We start from the raw sequence: 24,973 nt of genomic DNA, 5'->3' as shown, positions 1-24,973 counted from the left end.
GAACATTTCGCCCGTATTCGCGGAGTCATCTCTACCCTCCTCAAACAAAAACGCCCTATCCTGGAATCGCTCTCTTCCGCTCTTCAGGGCCGTCTCCAATTCTAAACTGCTACCTAAGTAGTAACCAATTCTGCAGGAATTTTCGACGAAATCGGCTCGTTTCTCCAAAATCGCTGGAAATGCCTGCAGATTTGCATCTTTTTTCGCATCCGCTCGGGAATCGGCCTAAATACCTGCAGATTTGCATCTTTTTGGAGTTGGAGGGTGCTTGGAGATGCCTGGAGATGCTTGGAGGTGCGCTAGGCACCTTGATCGCCGCGGCCCCTTCTCCTACTACGATGTCTGATGAGGCTAGCCGCGGAATTCCTGCAGCCCTTCGTTCAGCGAACGGGTGGCCGCATAAACTTGCTGGTACACCTTGAACAGGCGGGCATAGGCCGCTGCGTTGGCCGGGATCGGCTCATACGTTTTCCCGTAGCCGATAAACCGGTCGGCGCAGTCCTTCAGGCTGCCGAACCAGCCGCTGCCGACGGCCGCCATCATGGCCGCGCCCATGGCGGGCCCTTGCTCGTTCTTCAGCGAAACGACCGGCGTGCCGAAAATGTCGGCCTGCATTTGCAGCCAGACCGGATTCTTCGCGCCGCCGCCGATCGAGATGACGCGCTCGACGGAAATGCCGGCCTCGCGGAACAGCTCGACGGACTCGGCCAGCGAGAAGGTGATGCCTTCCATCACCGCACGGGCGAGATGCTCGCGGCGGTGCGTGCCCGACAGGCCGATGAAGCTGCCGCGGATCACGCTGTCCGCATGCGGCGTGCGCTCGCCGACCAGGTACGGCGTGAAGAGCAGGCCTTCCGCTCCCGGAGGAAGCGAGCCGACCGGCGCCAGCAGCTCATCGAAGCTGAGCCCGGGGGCAAGGGAATCCTTAAACCAGCTCAGGGAATAGCCCGCCGCCAGGGTGACCCCCATGGCGTAAAAGGCTCCCGAATGAGCGTGGTTGAAGAAATGCACCTTGCCGCCGAAGTCTTTGCTCTTGTCCTCTTCATACGTGAGGACAACGCCCGAGGTGCCGATGCTGCACAGCGCATCGCCCTGGCGGACAATGCCGGCGCCAACCGCGCCGCAGGCATTGTCCGCGCCGCCGCCGAACACCCGGGTGTTCGGCGACAACCCGCACCGCTGCGCGAATTCCGGCAGCAGCGTGCCGGCCTCCTCCGTGCTGCCGAGCAGCGGCGGGCAGAACCCTTCCGGAAGGCCGAACGCCCGGACGATCTCATCGCTCCAGGCCCCTTCCGGAACGTTCAGCAGCAGTGTGCCTGCGGCATCGGAGATTTCCATCTGCACGCGCCCGGTCATGCGGTAGCGCAGGTAATCTTTAGGCAGCACAAAGCGCGCCGCCTTGGCGAACAGCTCGGGCTCGTGCTTCTGCACCCAAAGGATCTTGGGCAGCGTAAATCCTTCCAACGCCGCGTTGCGCGTGATGTCGAGCAGCTGATTGCCAAGCTTCGCCTCGATCTCCCGGCACTCCTGCGTCGTGCGGGTATCGTTCCAGAGCATGGCGTTACGCAACACCTGGTTCTGTTCGTCCAGCAGCACCAGGCCGTGCATTTGACCGGAGAAGGAGATCCCCTCGATCTCCTCCGCCGCGACGCCGCTCTCCTGAAGCAATTGCTTCAGGCAGGCCACGGTTCCGTTCACCCATTCCTCCGGGTTCTGCTCGCTGTAACCCGGCCGCTCATGAATCAACGGGTAGGAAGCGGTCGCTTCTCCTTTGATTTCCCCCTCCTTGTTAACCAGCAGCGTTTTTACCGAGCTTGTGCCCAAGTCGATCCCGATGACATATTTCATATCGCAATCCGCTCTCCCTTCGTTCTATTCGGTCCTCTTCCTCTAATATCGACAAAAAGGGACGGCAGGCGTCCCTTTTTGTCATCTACGTTTCCAGCGGGCCATTCACCCGGGGGTTTTTTATTTTGTTCCGAAAATGTATTCGTTCAGGCGAGCCTTCACCAGCTCCAGGTGATTGGACTTGTTGCGGATATCGCTGTGCTCCAGGGCATAGGCTTCCAACGTCTTGAAGTTGGCTTTGCCGGACACGATGTCCGCGCCGATGCCGGATTTGAAGCTGGCGTAGCGCTCTTCGATCAAGCCGTCGATGAATTTGTCTTCTTTCAGCTTGGCCGCTACTTTCAAACCTTTCGCAAACGTATCCATACCGGCGATATGAGCGTAGAACAAATCTTCCGGTTCGAAGGAAGAACGTCTTACCTTCGCGTCGAAGTTTACGCCGCCGGAACCCAGGCCGCCGTTTTCAAGGATTTCATACATCGCAAGCGTAACCGCGTACAGATCGGTCGGGAACTCGTCGGTATCCCAGCCGAGCAGCATGTCGCCTTGGTTCGCGTCGATGGAACCGAGCATGTTGTTGATGCGGGCTACGCGCAGTTCGTGCTCGAACGTATGACCCGCCAATGTGGCATGGTTCGCTTCCAGGTTGAGTTTGAAGTGATCTTGCAAGCCGTATTTTTGCAGGAACGCGATCGTGGTCGCCGCATCAAAATCATATTGGTGCTTGGTCGGCTCTTTCGGTTTCGGCTCGATCAGGAATTGGCCTTTGAAGCCGATTTCCTTCGCGTAGTCGATCGCCATTTGGAAAAATCTCGCCAGGTTGTCGAGCTCCAGACCCATGTCGGTGTTCAGCAAGGACTCGTAACCTTCGCGGCCGCCCCAGAATACATAGTTCTCCGCGCCGAGTTCAACCGCGGTTTCCAGACCTTTCTTGACTTGTGCCGCAGCATAAGCAAATACGTCGGCGTTCGACGTTGTAGCCGCACCATGGACATAACGCGGGTTGGAGAACATGTTCGCCGTGTTCCACAACAGCTTGATGCCGGTCGATTGCATGCCTTCCTTCAGTTTGGCGACGATCACGTCGAGGTTTTGATTGGATTCGCGCAGCGTTGCGCCTTCCGGTGCCACGTCAACGTCATGGAAGCAGTAGTACGGCGCGCCCAGTTTCTCCAGGAACTCGAAGTTCACTTCCACGCGGGCTTTGGCCAGATCCAGACCGGATACCGTTTCCCAAGGACGGATCATATTGCCTTGGCCGAACGGATCGCTGCCGTTCATCGTCAGCGTGTGCCAGTAGGCCACCGCAAAACGGAGATGCTCCTTCATCGATTTGCCGAGTACCACTTCGTTCTCGTTATAGTGTTTGAATGCTAGAGGGTTGTTGGAGCCTGCACCTTCATACTGGATCTTGCCGATGTTCTTGAAATAACTCACCTTAGAGTCCTCCCTGCATAAAATTTAATTTTAGTAAGCCCTTACAATGTCTTGCTTATAAAATAATTTCCTCATGTTGGTCAAAGGTAGAATACCCGGCTGCCCGGGGATCATGCCCTTTTCAACTAGATCGTATCACGTTATACTTAGTTTGTCTAGCGAACTAACTAAGTTATTCAGTAAGCATTTCTTTTTTGTGTTATGATGGCACATATCAGCCTTATATTACGGAGGATTTTCATGAAAATTACCGGCGACCAGCAGTTGATAAAAAAAATGAACAAGAGCATCGTGCTGGACACGATCCGTCAGCGCCAGCCCTTGTCGCGCGCGGATATTTCCGCCGGGATCGGCCTCAACAAGGCCACCGTCTCCTCGCTCGTATCCGAGCTGATCGACAGCCGCCTCGTCACCGAAATCGGGCCGGGGGAATCCAGCGGCGGGCGCAAGCCGACGCTCCTGCTTTTCAATAAACAAGCTGGGTTTGCCATCGGGGTGGATATCCGGGTCAGCGATCTGTTGGCCGTTCTGGTCGATCTGGAAGGCAGCGTCATCCGGGAAAAAAGCGTTCCCCTTACGGATTTCACGCCGGAGAACGTGGTGGACCAAATCGGCAAAACGATCCGGCTGCTCAGCCGCAGGCTTCCCGACTCCCCCTACGGTATCGTGGGCATCGGCATCGGGGTTCCCGGACTGGTCGACGAAACCAGCCGCGTCGTTTCCGCGCCCAACCTGGGCTGGGACAACGTCGATCTGGCCGGAGCGCTCGCGGCGGAGTTCGGCGGCAATCTGCATATCGATAACGAGGCCAATGCCGGCGCCATCGGCGAAAAACTGTACGGCGCCGGCCGGGACTCGCAGAATCTGATCTATTTGAGCATCGGCGTCGGGATCGGCTCGGGCATTATCGTCGGGGGTGCGCTGTATCGCGGCACCTCCAACTTCTCCGGCGAGGTCGGCCATATGACCGTCGCGGAGGACGGTCCGCTCTGCCGTTGCGGCAATCGCGGCTGCTGGGAGACGCTCGCCTCGGAGAAGGCGCTGCTCGATCGGGCCGCCGGCATATGGCGCGACCATACGCCCGGGCTGGAGCAGATTCTGGACGCCGGCAAACGAGGGGACAAGCAGGCGCTGGACCTGCTGAACGAAATCGGCTCCCAGCTTGGGGTCGGACTGGCCAACCTGGTGAACATTCTGAATCCCGAACTCATCGTCATCGGGAACCGTCTTTCGCTGGCCGGGGAGCTATTTGAAGAGGCGATGCTGCAGACGATCAAAAACCGCAGCTTATCCTATCACCGCAAAAAGACGCATGTCGATTTTGCCAAGCTCGGCATACGTTCGACCGCGCTAGGCGCCGCATCGATGCCGATTACGGCTTTTCTGACCGATCCGGATGTCAGTGTTCGGGAGCTGTCCTGACTCGCGGAACTTGTCATGAAAAAAAGGGTTACCCCGTTCCGACGAGGCAACCCTTTTTACCCTTTTTACACTTTATCCCACTATTCTCCCCGCAAAATGCCGGAGAAACCGCTCGGCATCCACGCCGGTACATACGCCGATCTTCGGGGCGCCTTCGGGAGAGCCGACCGTGCGCCCGGCCTCTTCTCCTTCGGTAACGACCGTCACCCGCATCGGTTCGATCTTGACCAGCGACGGATCGATCGCTACCCCGACCGCCAGCGGATCATGCAGCCCGCAGCCGCCGATGCCCGGGTAGCAGGATTCGTAAAACTCCATGTAAAACTCCGTCATTTCCGCCAGGAACAACGCGTCCCGCCGGCCGGAAGCGCGCCAATCGTCCAGAAGCGTACGCGGCAGCAAGGTCTGCATCGTCACATCGAGACCGACGAGAGTCAGGGGCAAGCCTGAGCCAAACACGACCGCAGCCGCCTCCGGATCGGCCACAATATTGGCTTCCCCATACGGCGTTACGTTTCCCGGCACCGTCACGGCTCCGCCCATGACGATGACCTCGGGAATCAACGATACCAGTTCCGGTGCCTTTTCCAGAGCCAGCGCCAAGTTCGTGAGCGGACCGACCGAAATAATCGTCACTTCATTCGGATACCGTTTCACCTGCTCAATGATAAAATCCACGGCGTGTCCCGGTTGCGGCCGCCCGGCCGGTTCCGCCTTCAAAGCGTTCCCCAGCCCGTCTTCCCCGTGGACATGCCGCGAGTATTGCTTCTTCTCCCCCCGGCGGAGCGTCTCTTTGGCCCCCTCGATCACCGGGATATCTTTGCCCAGAGACTCCACGACCGCCAGCGTGTTCCGCGTCGCTTCGGGCGCGGTAATATTGCCGAAGCAAGTCGTCAAGCCGATCAATTCCAGCTCCGGCGAATGCGCCGCGTAAGCGATGGCCATCGCGTCGTCCACGCCCGTATCTACGTCCAAAATTACTTTTTTCAATGCAAGTCCTCCTATGATGCAGTTTGTCTGATGATCTTAATGATGTTCGGCCACTTTCATAAACGCCTCGGCTTCCGCAAGGTCGGGCATGGACGATTGCGCCCCTGCCCGGGTCACGGTCAAGGCCCCGACCGCATTGGCAAACGCCGTCGCCTCCCGCAGGTCCTTGCCCGCAACCAGCGCCGTAGCCAGAGCCCCGGCGAAAGCGTCGCCGGCGGCCGTCGTATCCACTGCTTCCACCTTGTAGCCCGGCAGCGTGAAGGATTGGTCCGCGTCCGTCACCACAACCCCTTTGCCGCCCAGCTTGGAAAATACGGTTCCGATGCCTTTGTCCCGAAGCACCGCGCTGGCCCGTCTCGCACTCGGCTCGTCGGAGACCTCCACGCCGGTGAGCATCGCGATCTCGCTTTCATTCGGAACGATATACCGCACCTTCGCGAGCAAGTCGTCCGGAAGCGGTCTGGCCGGCGCCGGATCCAGCATGACGGGAACGCCATGCTCCCCGGCGATGGCGACAGCCTCCACAATCGATTCTTGCGGGATCTCCAATTGAACCATAACCAGCTTGGCTCCGGCAATGGCAGCTTCGTGCTGTCTGACATAATCCGGCGTGACCCGGTAATTCGCGCCCGGCGCGACGACGATGCTGTTGTCCCCTTCCTGATCGACGTTAATCAAGGCGACGCCCGTCGATTCGCCCTCCACTCGCCCTATACAGGAGGTGTCGACGCCGGCCTGCCGCAAATTTTGGATCAGTTGATCGGCAAATACGTCATTCCCTACTCTGCCGATCATCGCCACGGAAGCCCCCAGCTTTCCGGCGGCGTAGGCCTGGTTGGCCCCTTTCCCCCCGGGGCTCGTAAAAAATCCGCTGCCCATGAGGGTTTCCCCGCGCTCCGGTCTGCGGGTGACCTGAACCACCATATCCATATTTAAACTTCCGATGACTACAATCTCTGAACTCATTCCCTGATCCTCCCTGCGGATGATAGAAACCCTTTACGGTCATCATAAAGGCTGCGGCCTTGGACCGCAACCCGGCCGCCCGCGGGCCCGCTTAAGCAGGTCAGACGCTATCGCCTATATCATAGGCCGGATCGCTCCGTATTAACGCCACCGCCTCTTCCTCCGGCAACGGCTTGCTTATGTAATAACCCTGAATCACATCGCATTTGGAACGCTTCACGTGACGAATCTGGCGGTCGGTCTCCACTCCCTCGGCGATGACCTGAAGCCCCATTTTTCGTCCGATCAGCACGATAGCCCGGGCCAACGACCGCTTGTCATCCTCGGCCGGAACTTGTTCGATGAAGGTTTTGTCGATTTTCAGCGTCGTGATCGGCATCTGCTTCAAGTAGCCCAAAGAGGAATAGCCGGTACCGAAATCATCCAGGGCGATTTGAATCCCCTGCGCGCGCAGGTAGGTCAAATTCGGAATCAGCCGGTCGAAGGATTCGATAATGGTGGACTCCGTGATCTCCAGCTCCAAATACTGCGGCGCAAGCCCCGTAGTCGACAAGGCCTCCATCACTTTATCCACAAAATCCTCCTGCTGGAGCTGAACCACCGAAATATTGACGGCGATTTTATAATGTCCCAGCCCCTCATTTTGCAAACGCTTCGCGAACCGGCAAGCCTGAAGAATGACCCACTCCCCGATGGACACGATCAGCCTGCTGTCTTCGGCGACTTTAATGAAGGTCAGCGGCGAAACGAAACCGAGCTCCGGACTGTTCCAGCGAATCAGCGCTTCAAAACCGATCACCTTGCCGGTCTTCAAACTGACTTGAGGTTGATAATACAGCAGGAATTCCTCATTGCTCAGCCCCTGCCGCAAATGTTTCTCCAGCAGCACCCGGTCGTTAAACGCCTGCAGGAAAGCTGGGTCAAAGATCATATATTTCCCTTTTCCCGCCTCCTTGGCGGCATACATGGCGACGTCGGCGTTCTTTAAGATCTCCTCGGGCGTGGTTCCATGCTGCGGATAAAAGGAGATGCCGATGCTGATCGAAATGTAGAGATCGCTCCCGTCGATGTGGAAGGGGGTCTTGAACCCTTCCAGCAAGCGTTCGGCCAGCAGGATGGCTCGTCCCGTCGTGTCGATGTCTTTTTGTAAAATAACGAATTCATCGCCGCCCAAACGGAACAGCATGGCCTCTTCCGCTGCGATAAGCGAAGCCAGACGGGAGCTTGCCTCCCGGAGCACCCGGTCCCCGAATTTATGTCCCAGCGTGTCGTTTATGTATTTGAAATTGTCCGTGTCCACGAAAAAGAGCGCCGCCTTCCTCCGCGGCCCGGCAAAAAAAGACTCCAATTCCTGGAGCAGATACAACCGGTTCGGCAAATCGCTCAGCTCGTCATGATAAGCCAAATGCAGCAAGCGCTCCTGGGACAGCTTGAGTTCATGAATGTCCGAGATGGAACCCGTCAAACGGTAAGGTTCCCCGGCTTCATTATAAACGATTTTCCCCCTGGCCAGAAACCAGCGGTATTCGCCGTTCTTCATCCGCAGCCGATACTCGCACTCAAACAAGGACCGCTCGTTCCCTTTCGCTTTCGTCATTTCCAGCTCATAGGTATGAATATCATCGGGGTGGACGATATTCTCCAGCATCTCGCTGGTCACTTCATCCTCGCGCGTATATCCCAGCAGTTCGAACCAACGCGGGGAATAATAATGCCGCTTGCGGACCAAATCGATCTCCCAAATCCCTCCGTTGGAGGCTTCGGTAACCAGACGGTAACGCTCTTCATTGCGACGGAGCCTGTCCTGATTATCCAAGAGCTGCTCATAGCTGTAGCGAAGCTCTTCCTGGGCCGCCGCCAATTGCTCGTAGATCGCCTCCAGCTCTTCGTAGCTGTTCTGCAATTTGTTTTCGAAGATTTTACGCTCTTGGATATCCATCCCGGCCACGATAAAAACGTCCTCAACTCCGCTCAAGCCGTGGATCACCGAGGTTCGAAACAAGAAAGCCCTCGGAAACGCCCCGTTCCGGCCGATCAGGGTCATCTCCCGATTCTCGACGAATTTCATCGATAGCGCCTCATCCAGCAACACCGCCAGATCTCCGTACCTTGCCCGGATCTCGGGCAGTTCATCGTATTTCACGCCGACCGCGTCCTGTTCCCGAATCCCGGTTAACTGCTCGGCGTAGGCATTGATGCGAACCGTCGTTTTATCCCCTTGCACCGCCCAGACAAACAAATTCGCATGGTCGAGCACATCCCTCGAAAATTCCCGTTCTCCGCGAATCGTCCTCCGCAAGCGATTGATGTACAGCTTGAGCAGGATATAACTGATCGCGACCAATAGTACGGCAAGGATAGCCAGGGCCATATAGTTATTGCGGATTCGGTCGGCATAAAATTCCGAGTTCACAAAAAAATAGCGCTGATACAACGCCTCATACCCGCTCTCTCCCCGCAATTCCCCGATTCTGCGATTCAAGTAGTCGACCAGTTCGGGATTCCCTTTGCTGACGCCATAAGCGATATCCACGGGGTAGAGATCGTGAGCAACCTGCCGGATTTCCTCGGTCAGACCTTCTTTGACAATCAAATAGTTGACGACATGCTGATTCTCAAACAGCAGATCGATCGTACCCGCGCGCAAAGCCTTGATTCCTTCCTCCACGGTCGGAAACGTAAGGAATTCGCTCAGCCCGGCCTCTTCCTTTAATTGCCGCTCGGTGTATTGCCCGGCCGCGACTCCGACTTTGAAGTTGGATAGTGCTTCCGGCGTCACAGGCTCGTTCCGTTCCAAGGATGGTTTGGCGTAAATGCCCGTGTATGTACGCATAACGGGATTGGAAAAAAGGATGTCCCGCTCCCGCTCCTCGGTTACGGCCATAAGCCCGACGGTATCGACTTCCCCGTTCACAAGCTTGGCGTAAGCCGAATTCCAAGCGCTGAACGTATAGTACAGCGAATACTTCTCATCTTCAAAAATCAGGCGGGTCAACTCCAAATCAAACCCCGACGGGTAGCCGTGCTGATTAAACTTAAACGGAGGATAGTCCAACTCGGAGTAATAGGTAACGTTATGTCGGCTTACCGAACCTTTGGCCGGAAGAGAAAGGGAAGAGCTGATTATGACCGCAAAAACAAGCATCCATACAATCCGCTTCATCATTATGCACCCTTTATATTAGAGATCTTGCAGCCGGCCGCCGAACAAAATGAACAGGGAGCGGAGATTGCAAGCCGAAAAAACAGGAACTGGAAGCATTTTTTCAGGATAATCCGCCTATTTCATTTAATTTTAACATATTCAAGGATATACAAATAGGATATTTTACCTAATCCCTAAAACTTATAAACGTCCGGCTCATCAGTCTAAAGACACGCATAGAAAAACCGCCCATCGCTTATTCGCTGACGGACGGCATGAATTTTCGCTTACTTTTTTCCAGGTTCCGAGGATTCCTGGGCTTCCAAAAACGGCTTGTTCACAAAGTAGTACATAAATCCCATCAGCAGCACCCCGCCGATCAGATTGCCGAAGGTCACCGGAACCAGATTGTGCAAAACCCCCTCGAAGGAGATCGTTCCCGGATGATTCAGGACCAACGCGATGGCAAAAGTACACATGTTGGCGATGCTGTGTTCATACCCCGAAATGAAGAAACAGAATACGAACAGCATCATCGCAAACATTTTCGCACCGTCCCCCTGCAGGGACATCGGGATAAAGAACGCCAGACACACCAGCCAGTTACACAAAATGGCGCGGAAGAACAGTTCGACCGTCGAGGTGCTCATCTTGTGCTCCACCACGTTTAACAAGAAACTGTTGACCGACGTATCGGCAAACAAACCCGTAAGATAAATGAGCAGCGCAAAGGTGCACGCCCCCAGGATATTTCCCGCGTAACTAAGCACCCAAAGCTTCACCACCTGCAGCCACTTCAGTTTCTTGCGAAGAGCCGCGTAGGTGTAATAGAAGGTGTTCCCGGTGAAAAGATCCCCTCCCCCGTAGGCGATCAAAATAATGGCCGCCCCGAACGTAACGGCCGCCATCGGATAGGTCAGCGGCGAGTGCTCGAGGTAGAAAAAGTTTCCGGTTTTGAAGGCGACGATCACCCCGAATCCGATGAACATGCTTGCCAGCATCGCTCTGGCAATATAACGGAGATGGCTCTGCTTGAAGATTTTGTACTTTTTAAGCGCAAGCTCCTCCACTTTTAATAGCGATTCTGTTTCCATAATGCCTCCCTATGTGGTATTTCTCCCCATTCTCCATATATCCGACCGTCTGTCAACCCGCCCTCGGCTGGTCGAAACAAGGATATTTACTTTTTGCCCATTTTTGTGCATAATAATATATAGAATGTGATAATGATTCTCATTATTAATAAAAGTTCATCCAGATTACTTTCACCTAAAGGAGCATGAAGCCCATGAACATAACTACCCGCAAATCCTCGCTGCAAATCGACGATTACTTGGATCTGCTGAACCTGGCAGCGTCTTTGGGCGATGTGAAATGGCAGAAGGAAATCCTCCGCAAGCTGAACTACCTGCAGGCCGACCTGCAGCCAAAATAGATGGAAACCAGAGGAATGAAATTTCATATTCCGTTAGAGAGCATCCGATATCTGGGCATAAAAGCGCCCGGTTTACGGATGTTTTTTTATGCCTCGGAGCGGGGGATCGCAGGGAGTGAGAAGGAGCGGAATGCCGAGCTGGGAGGCTGAGGCCGAGAGCTGAGGCCGGGAGGCTAAGGCTGGGACGCTGAGGCTGGGACGCTATAGCAGGGACGGTATAGCTCGAACGCTATGGCCGGGACGCTGTAGTCGAGAATTAACGGGATTTCTTCCCGTTAATTCGACTCAAATCGCCCACACGGAGAGAATTAGCGGGATTTTCTACCGCTAATTCGGTATAAATGGGCCGGGAGAGCCTTCCGAGGCAAGATTAGCTGGACTTTTTCCAGCTATTTGCTCGCCGCCGGCCGGGAGGCTGTAATTAACGGGAGGTTTTCCCGTTAATTTTCCACCTCCCTCCGCCCACATATACTTCACGTAACTCGTACGCCTTCAGACGCTAGTACTCAAACTTATCATGTTACTCCAACTAACTAGTCTTTATCATCCGTGCCAATGCATCTTGTTCGTGGGATCTAGGCAGGCCGAGATGCTGGGGCCAGGGTTGAGGCCCGGATGCTGAGGCCGGGACATTGAGGACGGAACGCTATAGCTGGAACGCTATAGCTCGAACGCTATGGCCGGGAATTAACGGGATTTTTTCCCGTCAATTCGGCTCAAATCGCCCACACGGAGAGAATTAGCGGGATTTTCTACCGCTAATTCGGTATAAATGGGCCGGGAGAGCCTTCCGAGGCAAGATTAGCTGGACTTTTTCCAGCTATTTGCTCGCCGCCGGCTTGGAGGCTGAAATTAACGGGAGGTTTTCCCGTTAATTTCTACGGACTCACTTTGCGGGCCGGGGATAGCACGCTACGATTTGCGGACACCGACCGGTCATGGAGAGCGCTCTCCGATTTGCAGCAGGCAGGTCGGTGACAGCGGGGCAATGGGCCGCAAGCAGCCGGTTACCCCTGCAAAAAGCGGCATACTTCCTGGGCGGCCTCGCGTCCCTCCCGGATGGCCCAGACGACCAGGCTCTGGCCGCGCCGCATGTCGCCGGCCGCGAAGATCCCGGGGACGTTGGTGCTGTAGCGGCCGTCCGCGGTTTTGACGTTGGTGCGGGCGTCGCGCTCAATGCCCCAGGCTCCGAGGAGGCCATCCTCGGGGCCGGTGAAGCCGAGCGCGAGCAGCACCAGATCGGCCGGCAGGACCCGCTCGGTTCCCGCGATTTCGACGGGAACCTGCCGTCCGTCCCCGGCCGGCTGCCACTCGACTTCAACCGCGCAGACGCCGGCGACGCGGCCTTGGCCGTCGCCGATAAACCGCCGGGTTGAAGTGAGGTAGCGCCGGGGATCGCCGCCGAAGAGGGCCGCTGCCTCCTGTTGAGCGTAATCGGTCTTCAGCACCTTCGGCCACTCGGGCCACGGATTCCCCGGCTGGCGGCGCAGAGGCGGCTGGGGCATAATCTCAAGCTGAACGACGCTACGGCAGCCATGGCGGATCGCGGTCGCCACGCAATCCGTCCCCGTATCCCCTCCGCCGATGACGACGACATCCTTCCCTTTGGCGGAGATGTACCGGCCGTCCTTCAGGCCGGAGTCCAGCAGGCTCCGCGTATTCAAGGTCAGGAAGTCCATCGCCTGGTGAATCCCGTTCAGCGCTCTTCCCTCCAGCGCCAGGTCCCTTGCCCGCGCAGCTCCGCAGCACAGGACGACCGCGTCGAACGCCGCGGTCAGTTCTTCGCGGGTCACCGATGTGCCGACCTCGCATCCGGTGACGAAGGAGATCCCCTCCGCGGCCAGCAGGTCTACACGCCGCTCCACGAGCGTCTTGTCCAGCTTCATGTTCGGGATCCCGTACATCAGCAGGCCGCCGATCCGATCGGCCCGCTCGAACACCGTCACCGTGTGACCCGCCCGGTTCAACTGGTCCGCGCAGGCGAGCCCCGCCGGGCCGGAGCCGACGACCGCCACCTTCTTGCCGCTGCGGACCGCCGGGGGCTCCGGCCGGATCCAGCCTTCGGCGAAGCCCCTGTCGACGATCGCCCGCTCGATGGCTTTGACCGTGACGGGCGAGCCATGCTTCCCTGCGGTGCAGGCCCCTTCACAAGGCGCCGGACAGACCCGCCCGGTGAATTCCGGGAAGTTGTTCGCCTTGTGCAGACGTCTCAGCGCTTCTTTCCAATTGCCGCGAAAGATGAGGTCATTCCACTCCGGAATCAGGTTGTGGACGGGACAACCCGACGTCATCCCCGAAAGCATCCGTCCGGCATGGCAAAAAGGGGTTCCGCAATCCATGCACCGCGCCCCTTGCATTCTCATCCGCTCTTCCGTAAGCGGAACCGTAAATTCACCCCAGGTTTGAATCCGTGACAGCGGCTGCACCTCGCCCGGAACTTCGCGCTCATACTCCAAAAACCCCGTGGCCTTTCCCATTCCATTACTCCTCCTCTTTCCGCGGACTATCGGCAAATTTTTCTTCACTGCTATAAAGCGGTAAAATCAATGGGTATAAAAACTCACCGAGCTCGTTAATTATAACTATGGTAGCATCGAACTCCTTCCCGCAGAATGAAGAAAATCACTCCATCTCCCGGCCTGCGATGCATCCGCTGTCCCCGACGGTCGCCGATCCCGGTGACGGACCGCGGTAACGGACCGTGGTCGCCAACCGCGATTGCGGACGAAAAAGGCCAACCCAGCCGCTTCTCTCAACTTGGGTCGGCCCGTCTATACGGCGCGGTTGTCAGTGAATTTCCTAACCGCGCGCGTCCGGCGAGCCGGTCAGCTTTTCCTGACCGGCGAACAATTTCCCCCTGTACTCATACGGGGAAATGCCCTCGAGTTCCTTGAATACCTTGGAGAACTGCTTCGTATTCTCAAAGCCTACGGCGGCCCCGATCTCCGACAGTTTAAGCGTACCGGTTCCGATCATCTCCTTGGCTTTACGGATCCGGACTTTTTTCAGATAAACCACAAAGCTCTCTCCGGTGTACGCCTTAAAGGCCTCGCTGAAATAAGTATAGTTTAGGGAAACATAGTTGCTAACCATCGCCATGTTCAAAGCCCGATGGTAATTGTCCTCGATATAGGCGACCGCGGCCCTCATTTCCTCGTGCCCGCCATGCGCGGAACGAATCCCTTGGATATACTTATCCAGGTCCAGCAGGAGCTGCTTCAGGGAGCGGAAATAGTCGTGGAAATGGCGGAAGCTGGCCATATTGCCCACTTTGCGGTACAGCTTCAGCACTTCGACGGAAGCCTCGCCGTAAATCCGGAACACCTCATCCAGCACCTGCTCGTTGAAGCGCTTGCCGACGGCCTCCAGATAAGCGATATCGATGCCCGCCAACCGGTCCAGCTTGAAGATGTTGTGCAGCAGCTCCCCGATCTCTTTTTCCCGGTTCGTTCCCAGCATATTGCCAAGCTTCCGGATTTCCTCCTCCGGAACGGGATAACTTAGCCGGGCTTCCGAAAGCTCACTGTACCAGATCAACCGCGTTTTGGGATAGATAAACGTGTAGTCCAAAGACTTCCGCGCTTCACGGTAGCAGGTCCAAATCTCCTCCGGCCGGCTGCCCTCTTCGCTGATGCCCATCAGCAGTCCGTCCAGTTCCTTCTCCTCGGCCAGCTTCGCCATCTCCGCAAATTTCCGCTGCGGTCCTCCTATAAGCACGACCCGGCCCTCGTGGTCTTGAAAGGAAGCGTTGAGCTGGCCGTTTACGCTGCTCAGCATGTGCTCGGCCAACCGCTGCAGCTCCTCGCGTTTCATTTGCCGGCCATCCTCGTACTTATAATTGATGATCGATACGGCAAACGGAATGGCGTAGCGCTCAAAGCCGATCTCCTCGCCGAGCTTCCGCGCTTCGGTGTCCGGCGGAGTCTCTTCCCGGAGGAGCAAATCCTGCAGGCGTTTGGACTGCAGCTGCACCCGGTACGCCTCGGTAACGGCGATCTGCTCCGCCAGTTCGGCCCTTTTCCCCAGCTCCTCCTCGCTCTTACGCAGCGCAGCGAACAACTCGTCCCGGCGAATCGGCTTCAGCAGATAATCCATCACCTGATACCGGATGGCCGCTTTGGCGTATTCGAAGTCCTCGTATCCGCTGAGGATGATGACGATCGGACGCCTGCCCGGCTGACCCTGCGGCGTTGCCGCCAGCTTTTCGATCAGGGCGATGCCGTCCATCACGGGCATGCGGATATCCGTGATGACGATGTCCGCCCCTTCGGCGCAAAACAGTTCAAACGCCTCCGCCCCATGCCGGGCCGTCATTACGAGATGCTTGCCGGGAAAATCCCGTTCGATCATCGCTTTCAGCCCGAAGCGGATATTCTTCTCATCATCGACGATCAACAATTTGGCCATGTTTGCCTTCTCCTCCCGTCAGAAGCACCTTCGGTATGATCATGACTACATTCGTATTCACGCCGCGTTCGCTAAACACTTCCAGACCATAGCGGGGGCCGAAAAACATCCGGACCCGTTCCTGGACGTTGCGGAGTCCGATGCCCCTGTCCTTCGGTTCGGGACCGAAGCTGCCGGGCACCTTCGCCCGGACGCCGGCCAGCCCCAGCGCCGCATTGAGCCTATCCAAAGCCTCGGGCTCCAGGCCCTGCCCGTTATCGGTCACCGAAATCCGCACATCCCCGTCCCCCCAGTCGGTCGCCCGGATCGAGATCTCCCGCTCCTCCTGCTCCTCGCCCGTCCACGCGTGTTTGACCGCGTTTTCGACGATCGGCTGCAGGGACATTTTCAGCACCTCAAGCTCCAGCAGCGATTCGGGCACCTCCACCTTCAAGACGATCGGCTCATCAAAACGAATGTTCATGACTTCGGTATAGTTTTCAATGTGCCGAAGCTCATCCCGAAGCTTCACATACTCCCCCGACCATTTAAAGTTATAGCGCATCATCCCCCCGAGGGAGGTCAAGGCGTCCGATATCGCCCGCTGGCCCTCCATCTCGGCCAACATTTTAATGTTCTCCAGCGTATTGTACAAAAAGTGCGAATCGATCTGGTTGTGAAGCGTCCGAAGCTCGGCTTCCTTGGTGAGCGCCTGCTTGCGGATTCCCTGGGCGATCAGCTCGTTGATCGTCTGGATCAGCTTGTTGAAATGATGCGCCAATTCGCCGACTTCCCCGCTGCCTTTGATCTGCGGAATCGGGGTATGAAGTTCGCCTCTGCGCACCCGCTTCATCGCCTCGGTCAACCGCCGCAAATTTTTGAGAATAAAAGAGTTCAAAAAATAAGTAATGACCGATAGCAGGGCGATCAGGCCTATATTCGCGGCGATAATCTGTCTTTTGGACTTGGAAATGCCGTCCAGGGCCCCTTCCAGGGAAACCACGTTCACGAGGCTCGCATCGATTCGCTCCACGGGGGATACCGTGATCAGATACGATTTGCCGTCCAACTGGAACCGGATCTCTCCCTCGCGGGTGCCCAGTTCTCCCTGAAGGAGCTCGCGGATTTTTTGCTGAAGCAGCTTGTCGCTTCCGGCCAAATATTGACCGGGGTCCAGATACAATTCTCCGTTCCCGTCCACGAGCAGCATCTGGGATTCATAATTTGAAATGTCCGTGTACACTCTGGGGGCAAAATCCTTCAGCAGCATCTCCACCCCAACGATGCCGATATGATTCTCCTCGCGGATTTCCCGGAAAAGTGAGATTTTCGGCTCATTCTCCGTCGGCTCCGAGGTAAACCTCTTCATAATATCCTTGTCGGTCTTCTGGAAGACCCACAACAATCCCCCATCCAACCCGTTTACGGTGTTGTACCAGGGTTCGTTCTGAATACGGCTCTCTCGGAACACGGTCGGCCAGATTTCGTGAATGCGCGGGTTGTCGGTAAAAAGGCGCCAGTGAACGATTTGCGGCGTATTGATTTGAATCAGGCTGAAGCCCGCGAATACTTCGCGGTCCCAAGCGATCAATTCGCTCGTGCCCGGCTCATGATCCAGATTCAGATATTCCATCACCTTGGGATTGGAAATGGAGACCTGCGCGGCCAGCTCCATCGCGTCGATCTGCTTTTGAATCTGCGTCTTTTCCAATTCGATGGTAAACTGGCTCTTGCGCAGCGCGTCCTCGATGTAATTCTCGTGAATCTGATTGAACAGTATATTGGACACCCCGATGCTGGGAATGAGAAAAACCGCGATATAAGCCGCGACGAGACGGCTCTGCATCGATCTTTTTCCAAGCCAATACAGCAGGGGCGCCAGGCCCGATCTGATTCTTTGCTTCATCCCGATGTCCCCCGGATACGGACAAACGGGCCCCCCCGCCCGGCAAGCCGCGCAAGGAACCCCGTATTCGTCCTGAATTGATGGAACTCTTGTTTCGTTATTTTATGAATTCGGCCAGCTTCGCCACGTTCTCCTCATACTTCTTCTGCCGGTATTCCTGAACCTTGGCGAACCCAAGCTCCTCCCGTTTCTTCAAATAATCGCCCCAGATTTGGTCGAATTCTTGATCCGACTTGGAGAGGACCAGTTTCGGCAGCACTTTGCCCCACTCCTGAAGGACTTTCGTGTTGATGATGCCTTCCTCGGAATTGCCCTGCGGATCGAGCTGGTCGAACTGCGAGAAGCTCTTCGCCTTGCCGATCGTCCAATCGACCATCTGTTTGAACGGCTCCACGGCAGGCGGTTCCCAGGCCGGCGTTATATTCGTATCCATCAGCATCCAAAATTTGTGGGAAGCCCCGTATTTCTTGTCGAACGCGTCGCGGTCCGTATCCCGCAGCTTGGCGACCTCCGGCAACAGTTGATCTTTCCCCTCGATCGTATCCCAAGTCACGCCTTTTTCGCCGAGGAACGTGTCGCGCTGCCCCTCCTCGGAAATCAGATAATCCAGGAAGCGGATCGCCCGCGCCTTATCTTTGACGTCCTTGGAAATCAGCGTCACGGTCCAGCCGGAGATCGAAGGGCCGGACAGGGTCGGTTGATCCAAATTGCTGTTGGCCGGTCCGTCCACGGCGATATACACCGAGTTCGGATCGTTGGCATAGAGGACGTTTTGCTGGGCCGCCAGGTCGGTCCGGGCATAGAGCATCGCGAAATACCGGCCCTGCGCGATTTTTTCTTCCATCTGCGGACGCTTGTCGATAAAGATGTCCTTCGCGAGCAAACCTTTTTCATTGGCCTGACGCATCGTTTTTAACCATCCCACGTACTCGGGGTCGGTCGTCCGGTCATACAGCTTGCCGTCCTTATCGTAAGGAACGGCCAGGAAGTTTTGCAGATACCCTTCCAGCGAGGCATTGCCTTTTTCATGAAAATCGTACATCCCCAGCGGAATGAGCGGCTGCCCGTTCACGTCCGGGAATTTCTCCTTCGCCGCCGCAAGCGCATTCAGAAAACCTTCCGGCGTCCGCATATCGGGTTTGCCGAGCGCTTCGTACATGTCTTTGCGGACCAGGAACGTCTGGGTGGAGTTGATATTGTCGCCGAACTTTTTGTAATCCTCCGGCGATGACGAGGCGTTCGGGTATCCGTAAATGTTGCCGTCCTCCTGCGTATACCAGGATACCTTCGCCGGATCGGTCACTTTAAAGAAATACGGATCATATTGCTTCGCGAGCTCGTTAAGCGGAAGCACCAGATCGCCTTCGATCATCTTTTTGACAGCGTCTTCAGTCCAGCCCAGCGTAATGAAATCGGGAAGGCTGCCGGAGGCGATCATCGCGTTCATCTTCTCGGCTTCATTGCCGGCGGGGACGATAAAATTGACACTGACCCCGGTTTTCTTGGTGACGTATTGGGAAGTCAGATCGTCTCCCCACTTATGCGGGAACCAGGCAAAGTTAATGTACCAGTCAAAAGTAATCGGCGAGGTGTCGACCTTCCAGCCCGGGTCGTTCTCCGTCAGCTTGGTTTCCTCCGCCGTCTTGGCGCCTTCCTTGGCACCGCCTGCGGCCCCCTCCTTACCGCCCGAAGAGCAGGCCGTGGATAGAACCAGTATCAGTGCGCATAACAGCATCAGGACGTTTTTCGTCTTTCTCTTCGCATTCATGCACTTACCCCTTTTCAGTAAAAATAAATTATATGCAACCCCGGCCGGATTCGGCAAGAGGAGTTACCTAAAGAAAATCGGGCGAACGTCAACCCTTGATCGATCCGATCATCATGCCTTTGACGAAATACCGCTGCAAAAACGGATAGACGAATACGATCGGCAAGGTGGTGACCACCATCGTCGCCAGCTTGATCGACTGCGAGGTGACGGTCTTGCTGATGCCTCCCGGAATGGCGGCCACCATCTGATTGGAGCTCGACTGGGCCACGACCCGGTACAAATAAGTCTGGATCGGCTGCAGGTCCATATTGTTCAGATAGATCACTCCGGTAAAATAGTCGTTCCATTGATAAACCCCATGGAATAAAGCGATCGTGGCCACAACCGGCATGGATACGGGCAGCACGACCCGGAGAAAGATGGCCCAATCATTGGCGCCGTCGATTTTGGCCGCCTCTTCAAGACCGTCCGGAATGTCCCGGAAAAAGGTCATAAATATAATAAGGTCGAAAAAACTGAACAACGCCGGAATGATGTAGATGAGAAAATTGTCCAGTAGATGGAGGTCCTTCATCAGCAGGTAGGTCGGAATCAGGCCCCCGCCGAAAAACATCGTGATTGTCCCGATCAGAATATAAATCTTGCCTCCGATCAGGTCCCGGCGGGAAAAGGCGTACGCCACCATCGCCGTAAAAAGAACATGCAGCAGCGTGCCGAGCAGCGTCTTGGCCACGGTAATGCCCATGGCGAGCATAATCCCGGGGCTTTTCACGACCGCCGTATAATTTTCGAAACTGAACACGCGCGGCCACCAGTATATCCCGCCCCGCATCCCGTCCATCCCCTCATTAAGGGAATTGACGATCACGTACCAGATCGGGTACAGGGTAATGAAACAGATGATTAGCATCCCCATCGTATTTATCAGGTCGAAGAAGGCTTCTCCCTTGGTTTTTCTTTTTAAAGTCAACATGTTCTCAGGGCTCCTTCATTAGAGTGATCACATCCGAACGTTCAGAACAGGGACGTATTGTTCAGTTTCTTCGTCACCCGGTTCGCCAGCAGCAGCAAAATTAATGCGATGACCGACTTGAACAAGCCGATGGCCGTGGAGTACGAATAGCGTCCCGACAGCATTCCCGTTTGGTACACGTAGATGTCGATCACATTGCTGGCGCTCTCGTTCAGCGTGTTGCGCAGCACCAGGATCTGGTCGAAGTTGGAGTTCAGCACGCCGCTGACGGCCAGAATGAACAGGATCGAGATCGTCGCTTTGATGCTGGGCAAAGTGATGTACCACATCTTCTGAAAGCGTCCGGCCCCGTCGATCGTGGCAGCCTCGTACATATCCGGAGAAACGCTGGAGATAGCGGCCAGGTAAATGATGGCCGACCAACCGAGCTCCTTCCAGATATCCGAGGCGATGATGATGCCCCAAAAGTACTTAGGCTCCGCCAAGTAGGAAATCGGTTCTTGAATCAGGTGCAAGGCCATTAGGATATCGTTGATTATCCCCACGTCCGCCAGCCAGGTTGTCAGGATCCCGCCGAGAATGACCCAGGACAAAAAGTGCGGAAGATAAGAGATCGTCTGTACCGCCTTTTTGAACCGGACGGAGCGGAGTTCGTTCAGGAACAGAGCGAACAGGATCGGCAGCGGAAATCCGATAACCAGCTTGATCAGGCTGATTCCCAGCGTGTTTCTCATGACGTTCACGAAATTGTCGTCCTCAAAGAACGCTTTAAAATGCTCGAATCCGACCCATGGCGCGGAAGCGATGGATTTAACGATATTGAACTCCTTGAATGCGATGATGATGCCGTACATCGGCACATAGTTGAAGACGATCATCCAGGCGACCCCGAGCAGCGCCATGATTTGCAGATGTCGTTGCAGGAACAGCTTCTTCAGCCATTTGCGGCTGGCGGAAGGGGGGGCTTCCTCCGGCGCGGCGGCGGAAGGCCGGGCAGACTGCGGCATTTCCATTCTCAAGACCTCCAAGCGGTAAAAAGCTAGTATTTGTAAGCACTTACATATGCCTTGACATCTATTGTACGGAGATTTGGCGACGGGGATAAGGCTTCAGATTTCGTATCGGGGGTTTATTTTTCGGCTGTCCAAAAAGTATCCATTGATTTCCTGATTGGCCCGCATGTATGATGGGAGTAAGATGTACTCCCGTAAGCCGGACATCATCAGTTTCAAACCTAATTCTTACGGTTCACTTCTAGGGGGTCTATACAGTGGACAAGGATGTCAATCATTCCCGAATCGAGTCGATTATCAATTCTTCCGCTCTGCTGCGTTCCATCGATATGATGGGCGTAGGCTTGGCCATTACGGATCCGAACTTGGAAGACAACCCGCTCGTGTACGTGAATCGGGGCTTCGAGCAGATCACCGGATACTCCCGGGAGGAGGTCCTTATGCGCAACAGCCGTTTTCTCCAAGGCGAGGAAACGGACAAAGAGCATCTGAACGTCATCCGCCAAGCGATCCGGGAGGGACGTTCCGATACGGTCACGATCAAAAACTACAAGAAGGACGGCACCACCTTCTGGAACCAGTTTATCGTCAGCCCTATTCTCGGCGATGACGGACAGCCGTTGTATTTCATCGGGCTGCAATTCGATGTTACCGAGGAAATGGAGGCGCGGAACGCCTCCGACCAAAAGATTCACCAGCTCTCCAATTTCGACCCGGTGACAGGCCTCTGGAACATGAACCGTTTTAAAGAGTTCGTCAAATCGGAATTGACGTTGAATGAGAAAGAACAGAAAACGGCGGCCATATTACGCATCAATTTAAACCGGTTTCGTTACATTAACGAAAGCTACGGAGAGGCGGCGGGCAATGAGCTTCTGATCGGCGTCGCCAACCGGATTCGCGGCTGTCTTCCCGAAGGGACGCTGATCTGCCGCAGCTTCGCCGACGAATTTATCATTTTGCTGTCCAGGCTGTCCGACCCGCTGCAGATTCATAGAATGGCGACGGATTTAAGCGGCCGGCTCAAGAACCCTTACGCTATGTTCGGCGAGGAAATCAGCATGGGCTTCGGCATGGGCATCAGCATTTTTCCGGATGACGGCAAGGACGTGCCGCAGTTGCTGAAGCATGCCGAATTGGCGATGAAGGAAGCCAAAACCGAATCGCTCAGCGATCCGCATTATTTCGATTATTACTTGATGGATAAACTTCTGGAGCGCGTGCAAATCGAGAAAAAACTGCCGAAAGCCTTGGCGGAGTCGGAATTCGAGCTGCATTACCAGCCGAAGATCGATCTGTCCACCGGAGCGCTCACCGGCCTGGAGGCTCTGATCCGGTGGAATGACCCGACGGAAGGCCGCATCTCCCCCGCTTCGTTTATCCCGATCGCCGAGGATAGCGGCTTTATCGTCGAACTCGGAGAGTGGGTGCTCTGGGAGGCGTGCCGGACCAACAAGAAATGGCAGGATGCGGGATATCCGAAACTGCCGGTTTCCGTCAACGTATCCGCCGTCCAGTTCAGGCACCCCCAATTCGTCCGAACCGTGGAGACGGTGCTGGAACAAACGGGGCTCGCTCCGGAGTATCTCGAATTGGAGGTTACCGAGTCGCTGCTTAATGACCCGGTATTGATCAAGGATCGGCTGGACTCTTTGAAAAACCGGGGAATCTCCCTATCCATCGATGACTTTGGCACCGGATATTCCTCCATCTATTATTTGAAGGAGCTGCCACTTCAGGTACTCAAAATCGACCGTACCTTTATAGAGAACACACCGTCCTCGCCAAGGGACAACTCCCTGCTGCAATCGATCATTCAGCTCGGAAAGTCGCTCGGTTTAACCGTGCTGGCTGAAGGGGTGGAGACAAAGGAGCAGTTCGACTTCCTTCGTCAAAATGAATGCGACCAGATTCAGGGGTTCTACTACAGCCGCCCCGTAGACAAAGCGGCGGTTGAAGAGATGCTGAAGTCAAGCTCAAGTTCGGCTTCTTAACCCGTCCAGGCTCATGAAGCCGGAACAACCTACATATACGAAATTCAAACAGGCATCCGCGGCGATTCAAGCGCGGATGCCTGTTTTTTGCGAGGGATTCAATTGAAAAGTGCACTTCCAACACTTCCAACGCCAAAAAGATGCAAATCTGCAGGTATTTTAGTTCGATCCACACGGGAAATCGAAAAAAGATGCAAATCTGCAGGTATTTCTAACGATTTTAGAGAAACGAGCCGGCTTCGTCGAAAATACCTGCAGATTTGCAGACATTTTAAATTTTTTGCTCCGTACAAGAAAAAAACATGCAGATTTGCAGGAATTCAATGTTATGAAGGTCGTCAAATCGAGTACGAGTAGGATTGGCCGGCGTTATGTCTTCTTTTTACCGATCGGGTACGCGTAGAAAAAACAAAACGCCAGCAGCAGAGCGGCGATAGGAATACCGCCGAGCATCCACTGGATGCCCGTCACGGCGGAAGGGGGCTGCACGGGCGAATCCGCCCGGTACCCCGTCATTTCCAACACCATTCCCATCACGGCCGCCTGCAGCGACACGCCCCACCGGACAATGAATCCGTTCATGCCGAAATACATGCCTTCGCGGCGAAAACCGGTCTTCCGCTCATCCGCGTCGATCACTTCCGACAGCATGACATCGAGCAGCACCATCAAACCGGCAAGCCCGATACCGACCGCGGCCGCGGTGATCATCGCCGCCATGCCGCCCTGGATGAAGCCGAACGGCAGCAAAGCGGCCAGATAGCAGAGAACCGCGGCGAGCGCCCCCCGCCGGGGGCCAAATTTCTCGGTAATCCGTCCCCAGAGGAATACAAAGGGAATCGCCGTCACAAAAATCGCGCCAAGCAGCAGCGTATTGAAGCTTTCTTCCCGGACCAGCACGTATTTGGTAAAAAACGGAATTCCCGCCGGCAGCAGCGCAAACGTAAACTGAACCAGGAAGCTGCCCAATACATACATGACGAAAGCCCGGTTGCCCAACGTATGCTTGATCGCCTCGGTCAATCGGAAAGCGCTCTGAACGGCGCCGGGGTTTTCCCGGCTGCCCCAAAGGGACAGCGCAAGGAATACGGCGGCGATCGCCCCGAAGATCATGCCCATGGCCCCCCAACCCAGCAGCGGGTAGAGCAAAGGCGGGATCGCCACACCGACGATCATGCCGACGATGCCCAGCATCTGCCTCCAGGAGGAAACATAGGCCCGGTCGCGGATGCTCTGATACATTTCCGGAAACAGTGCGGAATAGTTCAGCACCACCGTGACGAACAACACATCGTAAAGAAACACCATGGCGATGAAATAAAGAAACGTCCACTCCGGATCGGACGGCGGCATCCAAAGCAGGGCGAATACCGCACAGAGCGGGAGCTGCCCGAAGGCAATGTACGGAATCCGCCGGCCGAAGCGGGTCCGAGTTCGATCGGACAGATGCCCGATCAGGGGGTTCAACACCGCCCCCAGAACGCCATGACCGATCATTGCCAGACTGATCCAGGCCGGGCGGGCGCCAAGCGTATCGACGTAATAATAGACCAGATAGGTCGCAAAAGCCTGGGCAATCAGGTTGACCGATAAATTGCCCGAGCTGTAAGCCGCCTTCCTGAACAAAGGCCGTCTCTCAAGCTCTGCGGCTGAATTCGTGCCGGTGACCGTTTCCCTTTTCACCCCG

Annotated in this window: 16 protein-coding genes; 3 read left to right on the top strand and 13 right to left on the bottom strand. The window is 55.7% G+C overall.

Going from position 1 to position 24,973, the window contains the following annotated elements:
- Positions 1-351: 351 nt before the first annotated feature.
- Complete coding sequence (gene xylB, locus LBW89_RS17900) at positions 352-1,848, bottom strand: xylulokinase (protein WP_148455285.1); 1,497 nt, start codon at positions 1,846-1,848, stop codon at positions 352-354.
- Between the two features lie 120 nt (positions 1,849-1,968).
- Positions 1,969-3,285, bottom strand: coding sequence for a xylose isomerase (xylA, locus tag LBW89_RS17895; protein WP_148455283.1), 1,317 nt, complete (start codon positions 3,283-3,285; stop codon positions 1,969-1,971).
- 240 nt (positions 3,286-3,525) lie between these two features.
- Here xylA and LBW89_RS17890 point away from each other — a divergent pair, with 240 nt between their 5' ends.
- Positions 3,526-4,707, top strand: coding sequence for an ROK family transcriptional regulator (locus LBW89_RS17890; RefSeq protein ID WP_148455281.1), 1,182 nt, complete (start codon positions 3,526-3,528; stop codon positions 4,705-4,707).
- Between the two features lie 72 nt (positions 4,708-4,779).
- Here LBW89_RS17890 and LBW89_RS17885 read toward each other — a convergent pair whose 3' ends face one another.
- From LBW89_RS17885 to LBW89_RS17870, 4 genes are all read right to left on the bottom strand, one after another.
- A complete protein-coding gene (locus tag LBW89_RS17885) occupies positions 4,780-5,697 on the bottom strand; it encodes a nucleoside hydrolase (protein ID WP_148455279.1) in 918 nt (305 codons plus the stop codon).
- 36 nt (positions 5,698-5,733) lie between these two features.
- Positions 5,734-6,663: a ribokinase gene (gene rbsK, locus LBW89_RS17880; RefSeq protein WP_148455277.1), complete on the bottom strand. Its 930-nt coding sequence runs from the start codon at positions 6,661-6,663 to the stop codon at positions 5,734-5,736.
- 100 nt (positions 6,664-6,763) lie between these two features.
- Complete coding sequence (locus LBW89_RS17875) at positions 6,764-9,829, bottom strand: EAL domain-containing protein (RefSeq protein ID WP_148455275.1); 3,066 nt, start codon at positions 9,827-9,829, stop codon at positions 6,764-6,766.
- Positions 9,830-10,095: 266 nt separating this feature from the next.
- Entirely contained in the window at positions 10,096-10,902 is an 807-nt protein-coding gene (locus tag LBW89_RS17870; RefSeq protein ID WP_148455273.1) for a formate/nitrite transporter family protein, read from the bottom strand.
- Between the two features lie 194 nt (positions 10,903-11,096).
- Between LBW89_RS17870 and LBW89_RS17865 the strand changes: the two genes are divergently transcribed.
- Entirely contained in the window at positions 11,097-11,243 is a 147-nt protein-coding gene (locus LBW89_RS17865; protein ID WP_170287143.1) for a hypothetical protein, read from the top strand.
- 1,007 nt (positions 11,244-12,250) lie between these two features.
- On the opposite strand, the gene LBW89_RS17860 is transcribed toward LBW89_RS17865, so the two are convergent.
- The 6 genes from LBW89_RS17860 to LBW89_RS17835 form a co-directional block, all read right to left on the bottom strand.
- Positions 12,251-13,720 carry a glutamate synthase subunit beta gene (locus LBW89_RS17860; RefSeq protein ID WP_148455271.1) on the bottom strand — a complete coding sequence of 490 codons (1,470 nt, stop codon included), beginning with the start codon at positions 13,718-13,720 and terminating at the stop codon, positions 12,251-12,253.
- 322 nt (positions 13,721-14,042) lie between these two features.
- Positions 14,043-15,650 (bottom strand): response regulator, encoded by a 1,608-nt coding sequence (locus LBW89_RS17855; protein ID WP_225039757.1) that lies wholly within the window; start codon positions 15,648-15,650, stop codon positions 14,043-14,045.
- Positions 15,625-17,535, bottom strand: a complete 1,911-nt coding sequence (locus LBW89_RS17850) for a sensor histidine kinase (protein ID WP_225039756.1) — start codon at positions 17,533-17,535, stop codon at positions 15,625-15,627. The genes LBW89_RS17855 and LBW89_RS17850 overlap by 26 nt, the downstream gene beginning before the upstream one ends.
- A 97-nt stretch (positions 17,536-17,632) precedes the next feature.
- A complete protein-coding gene (locus tag LBW89_RS17845) occupies positions 17,633-19,270 on the bottom strand; it encodes an ABC transporter substrate-binding protein (protein ID WP_412067009.1) in 1,638 nt (545 codons plus the stop codon).
- Positions 19,271-19,391: 121 nt separating this feature from the next.
- A complete protein-coding gene (locus LBW89_RS17840; RefSeq protein WP_225039754.1) occupies positions 19,392-20,279 on the bottom strand; it encodes a carbohydrate ABC transporter permease in 888 nt (295 codons plus the stop codon).
- Between the two features lie 41 nt (positions 20,280-20,320).
- Positions 20,321-21,286: an ABC transporter permease gene (locus LBW89_RS17835; RefSeq protein WP_225039766.1), complete on the bottom strand. Its 966-nt coding sequence runs from the start codon at positions 21,284-21,286 to the stop codon at positions 20,321-20,323.
- Positions 21,287-21,549: 263 nt separating this feature from the next.
- Between LBW89_RS17835 and LBW89_RS17830 the strand changes: the two genes are divergently transcribed.
- Positions 21,550-23,286 carry a putative bifunctional diguanylate cyclase/phosphodiesterase gene (locus tag LBW89_RS17830; protein ID WP_225039753.1) on the top strand — a complete coding sequence of 579 codons (1,737 nt, stop codon included), beginning with the start codon at positions 21,550-21,552 and terminating at the stop codon, positions 23,284-23,286.
- 369 nt (positions 23,287-23,655) lie between these two features.
- On the opposite strand, the gene LBW89_RS17825 is transcribed toward LBW89_RS17830, so the two are convergent.
- The gene (locus LBW89_RS17825; RefSeq protein WP_225039750.1) at positions 23,656-24,969 is read right to left on the bottom strand and encodes an MFS transporter; all 1,314 of its coding nucleotides are present in this window, start codon (positions 24,967-24,969) and stop codon (positions 23,656-23,658) included.
- Between the last annotated feature and the right edge of the window lie 4 nt (positions 24,970-24,973).

Source organism: Paenibacillus sp. alder61 (genome assembly GCF_020179875.1).
GTDB classification, from domain to species: domain Bacteria; phylum Bacillota; class Bacilli; order Paenibacillales; family Paenibacillaceae; genus Fontibacillus; species Fontibacillus faecis.
The sequence above is the reverse complement of the archived record's forward strand: the minus strand, read 5'-3'. Positions and strand labels throughout refer to the sequence as shown.

What these genes read in the sequence shown, in the direction of transcription:
- LBW89_RS17865 (WP_170287143.1), top strand. Translation starts at nt 11,097, where the DNA reads ATGAACATAACTACCCGCAAATCCTCGCTGCAAATCGACGATTACTTG.
- LBW89_RS17835 (WP_225039766.1), bottom strand. Translation starts at nt 21,286, where the DNA reads ATGCCGCAGTCTGCCCGGCCTTCCGCCGCCGCGCCGGAGGAAGCCCCC.
- xylB (WP_148455285.1), bottom strand. Translation starts at nt 1,848, where the DNA reads ATGAAATATGTCATCGGGATCGACTTGGGCACAAGCTCGGTAAAAACG.
- LBW89_RS17875 (WP_148455275.1), bottom strand. Translation starts at nt 9,829, where the DNA reads ATGATGAAGCGGATTGTATGGATGCTTGTTTTTGCGGTCATAATCAGC.
- rbsK (WP_148455277.1), bottom strand. Translation starts at nt 6,663, where the DNA reads ATGAGTTCAGAGATTGTAGTCATCGGAAGTTTAAATATGGATATGGTG.
- LBW89_RS17860 (WP_148455271.1), bottom strand. Translation starts at nt 13,720, where the DNA reads ATGGGAAAGGCCACGGGGTTTTTGGAGTATGAGCGCGAAGTTCCGGGC.
- LBW89_RS17855 (WP_225039757.1), bottom strand. Translation starts at nt 15,650, where the DNA reads ATGGCCAAATTGTTGATCGTCGATGATGAGAAGAATATCCGCTTCGGG.
- LBW89_RS17845 (WP_412067009.1), bottom strand. Translation starts at nt 19,270, where the DNA reads ATGCTGTTATGCGCACTGATACTGGTTCTATCCACGGCCTGCTCTTCG.
- LBW89_RS17850 (WP_225039756.1), bottom strand. Translation starts at nt 17,535, where the DNA reads ATGAAGCAAAGAATCAGATCGGGCCTGGCGCCCCTGCTGTATTGGCTT.
- LBW89_RS17870 (WP_148455273.1), bottom strand. Translation starts at nt 10,902, where the DNA reads ATGGAAACAGAATCGCTATTAAAAGTGGAGGAGCTTGCGCTTAAAAAG.
- LBW89_RS17840 (WP_225039754.1), bottom strand. Translation starts at nt 20,279, where the DNA reads ATGTTGACTTTAAAAAGAAAAACCAAGGGAGAAGCCTTCTTCGACCTG.
- LBW89_RS17890 (WP_148455281.1), top strand. Translation starts at nt 3,526, where the DNA reads ATGAAAATTACCGGCGACCAGCAGTTGATAAAAAAAATGAACAAGAGC.